We start from the raw sequence: 5,673 nt of genomic DNA on the forward strand, positions 1-5,673 counted from the left end.
GAATGACAGAGTCCAAAAAGGCCGCTTACCATACGCTTCACGAAGTATTGGTACAGCTAAGCCAATTGATGGCACCATATACACCATTCCTGGCTGATGATATTTATCATAACTTGACGGGTGGAAGCGTCCACCTCGCTTTCTTCCCGAAAGTGGATGAATCCGTTATGAATACACAGCTGGAAGAGGACATGGATGCTGTATTGCAGGTAGTTGAGCTTGCACGTGGAGTCCGTAACACAGAAGCTATTAAGACGAAGCAGCCTTTGTCTGAGCTAGCGGTCATTCCGGTTAATCCAGAGAAAGGAAAAGCTTTGGAAGAATACAGCTCCATCATCCGTGATGAAATCAATGTGAAGGATGTGGTAGTGAAGCAATCTTCTGAAGATCTGGTCCGTTATGACGTGAAGCTGAACTTCCGTGCTGCCGGTCCGGTGCTTGGAAAGAATGTCGGTCTTGTCAAAGGCTTCCTTGAGAAAATGTCCGAGGAAGAAGCAGCTCAAGTAGTACGGGAAGAGAAAGTCCTCGTTCCTACGGCGGATGGCGATGTGGAAGTGACAATGGATCTACTGAACGTAGAACGTGTCGCAGACGCAGGGCTGTCTATGGGATCGAACCAGGACTTCCATGTCGTTCTTGATACAACGATCACGGAAGAACTTCGTCTGGAAGGTATTGCTCGTGAAGTCATCCGTGCCATTCAGGATGAGCGGAAGAAGCAGGATCTCCCGATTGACCTTCGTGTCAATATCGCGTTGAGCGGGGATGCAGATGTTCAACAAGCCATCAAACAGAACGAATCGTTAATTCGTGAGAACGTACTTGTCAATGAATTGAACATGAAAGAACAAGAAGGTATGAAAGAGTACACCGTAGGAGAGAACCAGCTTAAACTCTCTATTCAGCAATAAAGAAAAAGCCCGGGGCCGTCCCCGGGCTTTTTCCAATTATACCGGCGGTTTTTTTGACTTTTGTGCATAGCTGTTTCAAAATAAGGGGTAGGTAAAGAGGTGAGACAATGGCGGAGAAAGTATCAAGTATTAAGTGGTTCGGGATGGCTTTGAAAGCACTGATTGTCCTTGCAAGTAACGAAGGGTTGTGCCCAAGCGGTAAGCTTGCTGAGAAGCTGGAATCCAAATCCGTTTTTCTTAGAAAAATATTGACCCATTTAGTAAAAGCCGAATTGATTCAGGCGAAAGAGGGACGAGATGGTGGTTATTCCCTAGTGAAGCGTCCAGAAGAGATTAAACTATCGGAAATCTATGAAGCGGTGAAGGCGGAAACGATTCCGAAAGATCTATTTGAAACGGACAGCAAAGATTGCTTCGTTCCGGAAACGCAGCTGACATTATCTGAACTAAGGGATGATATGGAAGACTGGATTCTGAATGGTTTGAGCGATCGAACGCTGGCGGACTATATAAAGCGGTAAAAAACGAGGCGGATAAGCCCTCGTTTTTTTTATACTTTAACAAGCAACTGTAATTGACAAAAGAACAGTTAAAAGATTATACTGTTCTTGTATTAAATACAGTTAATGAAGGAGATATATACAATGTCTGAAAAAACAATGAGTAAAGAAGATTACCTAAATAAAGCAAAAGATATGGGTCCGTCCAATGCAGCGCCGAAAGAACTGCCGGATACGGACTTCCTGACGGTGGCAAAAGAGCGCCGTTCCGTCCGCCACTATGATGCGGATTACAAAATAGACCGTGAAGAAATCAAGGAAATTTTGGAGACTGCTTCTCTTGCTCCTTCATCCAGTAACCTGCAGCCATGGCGCTTTCTGATTATTGAAGACCAGAAGGAGAAGGAACGTCTGCTTCCTATCGCTAATAATCAGCAGCAAATTGTAGACGCTTCTGTCGTAATCGCTGTGTTGAGCGATCGTAACGCCTATGAGAATGCTGGTCGTATCTATAATCAAATTGCAGAAAAAGGAAACATGCCGGAAGATGTGAAAGAGATGTACGTAAACAGCATCTATGACACGTACGGAAACTTTCCGCAGGAGCGCTTGACGAAGATTGCCAATATCGATGGCGGAATTATTTCCAACCAGCTTATGCTGGCTGCGAAAGCCAAAGGTTATGATACCGTTCCGATGGGAGGATACGATGTAGATCAATTCATGGAAGCTTTCCATGTGCCGGAAAACTTTGAATCTATCATGTTGATTTCTCTTGGTAAAGGAACAAAAGCAGGATTTGAGAAAACACGCCTGCCGATGGAAGACATTATGGAATGGAACCGTTATTAATCCTTGAGTAAAAAAGAAAACCGGATGCCCTCATGTGAATAGGGGGGCATCCGGTTTTTGTATATGCCGGCAAATAAGGAGAGGGAAAGCAGGATATGCTTGACTCTCCAGTGGATGGAGACATTATGATGGAAAACATTATGTGAAAGAAGGTGTTGTACCATGGCACATGCAGAAGTGCGTGACCATCCTATTTTCTCTCGGTCTTATTTGTACGTATATATTGTTATTCTAGGTTCTTTGAGTGCATTCGGACCACTAACGATCGATATGTACCTGCCGGCCCTGCCGACACTTGCTGATGATCTCGGCACGAGCGCGTCCATTGCTCAGCTGAGCCTGACTGCCTGTTTGATCGGTCTTGCTCTCGGTCAGTTGTTTGTCGGACCATTCTCTGATGCTAAGGGGCGGAAAGGCCCTCTCGTTTCGGCTCTGGTGATCTATACCAGTTCATCGCTGCTGTGTATGTTCGCTGGATCTGTCTGGGTGTTTATCGCCCTGCGTTTTGTCCAAGGTCTCTCCGGTGCAGCAGGTATGGTTATTTCCCGCGCCAGCGTGCGTGATTTGTTCTCCGGTCCGGAATTGACGAAGTTCTTTTCCCTGCTAATGCTTGTCAACGGTCTTGCGCCGATACTGGCTCCTGTTGCAGGGGGACAGTTACTCACAGTCATGTCCTGGCGAGGAGTCTTTGGCGTTCTGGCGGTTCTCGGTGCACTCATGTTTCTGGCGGTTCTCTTTGGACTTAAGGAAACACTGCCGGATACCAATAAAAAATCAGGTGGATGGAAAGAGGCGGTCTCAACATTCGGACTCCTGTTGAGAGATCGTATATTTACCGGCTATATGCTTACGCAAGGGTTCGTAATGGGATCGATGTTTGCTTATATTTCAGGATCCACGTTCGTCCTTCAGGATATATACGGTCTCTCCCCGCAAATGTTCAGTCTGGTATTTGCGATTAATGGATTTGGTCTGATCATCGCCACACAAGTCACAGGTCGACTTGCCGGTAAGATAAAGGAGAGCAGTCTGCTGCGATATGGTCTGGTGCAGGCGGTAGCCGGTGGGTTAGCATTGTTCCTTGCAATCTTTCTGTCCTTGTCCGTAATTTTTTTGTGTGTTGCTTTGTTCCTGGCTGTTTCAAGCGTAGGTATTATCAATACGACGGTCTTTTCCCTTGCTATGGAAACACAGGGGGAGCAGGCTGGCAGTGCATCCGCTCTGCTGGGGCTGCTGCCTTTCTTGATTGGAGCCGTAGTTTCCCCGCTTGTTGGGCTTGGGGACGGAACATCAGGCATGCCCATGGCTCTGGTAATCATCATTTGTGAACTGATTGCCGCTGCTGCTTTCCTGATTTTCGTTCGTCCGGCTGAGAGTAGTAAAGAGAGAACATCCGAATAAAGAAAACAACAATCCCCTGAACAACTGTTCAGGGGATTGTCTACTTATTTCCTGCGTACAACAGTGCCGGCATAACGATCATGAGGGAAAATGGCGCCGCCATCCGCTTCAAAGGATTCTTTGGATTTAATATAATCTATGGTGCTGATGGTATCTCTATAGCCGATCCTTTTTGCAATTACAGCCGATGTTAGTGGAAGCCCATCTGCATGTTCGAGTTTGAGTCCTGTCTTCTTGTAGCCGATCGTTTGGCCGGAGCGGCGTAGTTGGATGTACTCCAGCCCCCACATCATGAGGGTGGGAGTGACGATGGTATGGAATGCTTCGTTTTTTACCTTTTTACGTAGGAAATATTCCGCAGTGAGTGCTGCAGCAGTCGATATGGCAGTATCAATGAGGAATGCCTGCAGTCTTTTTTTTGTTAACGTCTCCATCAGGGCGGCACCTCTTCCATTTATTCGTTCTACGTTCGATTATAAACGAATGTCGAACGAAATGCCTCTATTATATAAGGCGTTCGTATCTACAGGAAGCGATGATTAGATGGGAGAGCGATTCAAACGATCCTTTTTTTATACTCGCTCCAGCATTCTGGAAAGGGCCTTCTTCGCATCATTGGCGATATACTTGTCAACGGTAATCCTGTTTATTTCCTGTCCTGCATCAAGTGCCTCAAGTGACCAGAGGAGGTGAGGGAGATCGATTCGGTTCATGGTAAGGCAGGGACACATATTCGGATTCAAAGAGATGATGTGTTTATCCGGATGGTCCTTGATAATTCGCTTGACGAGATTCATCTCGGTACCAATGGCAAAGGCGCTTCCGGGAGGGGCTTGTTCAATCGTTTGGATAATGAAGTTCGTGGACCCGGAAGAATCCGAACGGGCGACGACTTCCCTTGTACACTCCGGATGAACGATGATGTGCATCTCCGGGTGATCCTTTCGAACTTGTGCAATATTAGAGGTGGTGAAATTTTCGTGGACGGAACAATGCCCCCGCCATAAGATTACTTGTATATTACTCCAATCACCGTCAAAAAGCAGTGTTTCTTTCATTGGATCCCAAACAGCCATGTTCTCTAAAGGTACTCCTAAATCATAAGCAGTATTTCGCCCAAGGTGCTGGTCGGGTAGAAACAGGATACGTTGCTTTTGTGTAAACGCCCATTTCACCATTCCAGCCGCGTTCGATGAAGTTACCGTAGCTCCTCCATGCCGCCCGACGAATGCTTTGATCGCTGCTGTGGAATTCACATAGGTCAGTGGTAGAATCGAGTCCCCGAACACATCGTTCAGTTTCTCCCATGCTTTCTCCGTCTGCGCCTTTGTCGCCATGTCTGCCATTGAGCATCCAGCCCGCATATCTGGAAGATAGACGCATTGATGTTCCCCTGTCAAAATGTCTGCTGTTTCTGCCATGAAGTGAACACCTAAAAAAATGATCGACTCTGCTTCTTTTTGCAATGCGGACTGTTGAGCCAGAACGAGTGAGTCCCCCTTCGTGTCGGCGAATTGAATTACTTCGTCCTTTTGGTAATGGTGGCCGGGGAGGAACACTCTCGCCCCAAGTTTCTGTTTGACCGCAATCGCCCGATCTTCCAGCTCTCTCCTTGTCATTTCTTTATACATGGATGGAATAGAAGGTGTCTCAACAGCTAATTGATCGAATAAATTCATCGTTTCACTTCCTTTCCTGTGCAGGCATTTGCACTGATATCGACGGCCTGATACGAGTGGGTGAGCAGGCCGAGTGACAGGTAGTCCACGCCTGTGTTTCGGTATGTGTGAAGAGTATCCATTGTAATACCGCCGGATGCTTCTGTGATGATGTCCGGCGGTACCAAGCCGGCTAACGCGGCCACTTGTTCCGGTGTGCGGTTATCGAACATAATACAATCGACTCCTGCTTCTACCGCTTCCCGTACTTGTTCGGCGGATTCCGTCTCGACTTCAATTTTCACCATATGTCCGACTCGGTCTTTCAACTGCTTCACGGCAGTCTTGATG

The 5,673-nt window shown here is 46.9% G+C and carries 6 protein-coding genes and 1 pseudogene; 4 read left to right on the forward strand and 3 right to left on the reverse strand.

All coding sequences use genetic code 11. The features are described 5' to 3' along the window. The 4 genes from D479_RS12585 to D479_RS12600 form a co-directional block, all read left to right on the forward strand. On the forward strand, window positions 1-911 hold a 911-nt coding region (locus D479_RS12585; RefSeq protein ID WP_008637619.1), incomplete at its 5' end, for a DUF5915 domain-containing protein. Between the two features lie 107 nt (window positions 912-1,018). Beyond that, window positions 1,019-1,432 carry an Rrf2 family transcriptional regulator gene (locus tag D479_RS12590; protein ID WP_008637621.1) on the forward strand — a complete coding sequence of 138 codons (414 nt, stop codon included), beginning with the start codon at window positions 1,019-1,021 and terminating at the stop codon, window positions 1,430-1,432. A 123-nt stretch (window positions 1,433-1,555) separates the two neighbouring features. Further along, window positions 1,556-2,263 (forward strand): nitroreductase family protein, encoded by a 708-nt coding sequence (locus D479_RS12595; RefSeq protein WP_008637623.1) that lies wholly within the window; start codon window positions 1,556-1,558, stop codon window positions 2,261-2,263. A 162-nt stretch (window positions 2,264-2,425) separates the two neighbouring features. Then, on the forward strand, window positions 2,426-3,664 hold the full coding sequence (locus D479_RS12600; protein ID WP_008637631.1) for a multidrug effflux MFS transporter: 1,239 nt from the start codon (window positions 2,426-2,428) through the stop codon (window positions 3,662-3,664). Window positions 3,665-3,708: 44 nt separating this feature from the next. Here D479_RS12600 and D479_RS12605 read toward each other — a convergent pair whose 3' ends face one another. The 3 genes and pseudogenes from D479_RS12605 to D479_RS12615 form a co-directional block, all read right to left on the reverse strand. Continuing rightward, window positions 3,709-4,098: an RDD family protein gene (locus tag D479_RS12605; protein ID WP_008637633.1), complete on the reverse strand. Its 390-nt coding sequence runs from the start codon at window positions 4,096-4,098 to the stop codon at window positions 3,709-3,711. Between the two features lie 138 nt (window positions 4,099-4,236). Then, a complete protein-coding gene (nadA, locus tag D479_RS12610) occupies window positions 4,237-5,343 on the reverse strand; it encodes a quinolinate synthase NadA (protein ID WP_008637636.1) in 1,107 nt (368 codons plus the stop codon). Then, a pseudogene (locus D479_RS12615) lies at window positions 5,340-5,673 on the reverse strand (nicotinate-nucleotide diphosphorylase (carboxylating)); the annotation flags it as partial. The pseudogene D479_RS12615 and the gene nadA, both read right to left, overlap by 4 nt.

The organism is Halobacillus sp. BAB-2008 (assembly GCF_000328325.1).
GTDB lineage: Bacteria > Bacillota > Bacilli > Bacillales > Halobacillaceae > Halobacillus.

Bases quoted from the DNA above. Each gene is read 5' to 3' on its own strand.
- D479_RS12605 (WP_008637633.1), bottom strand. From the start codon at position 4,098: ATGGAGACGTTAACAAAAAAAAGACTGCAGGCATTCCTCATTGATACT.
- nadA (WP_008637636.1), bottom strand. From the start codon at position 5,343: ATGAATTTATTCGATCAATTAGCTGTTGAGACACCTTCTATTCCATCC.
- D479_RS12600 (WP_008637631.1), top strand. From the start codon at position 2,426: ATGGCACATGCAGAAGTGCGTGACCATCCTATTTTCTCTCGGTCTTAT.
- D479_RS12595 (WP_008637623.1), top strand. From the start codon at position 1,556: ATGTCTGAAAAAACAATGAGTAAAGAAGATTACCTAAATAAAGCAAAA.
- D479_RS12590 (WP_008637621.1), top strand. From the start codon at position 1,019: ATGGCGGAGAAAGTATCAAGTATTAAGTGGTTCGGGATGGCTTTGAAA.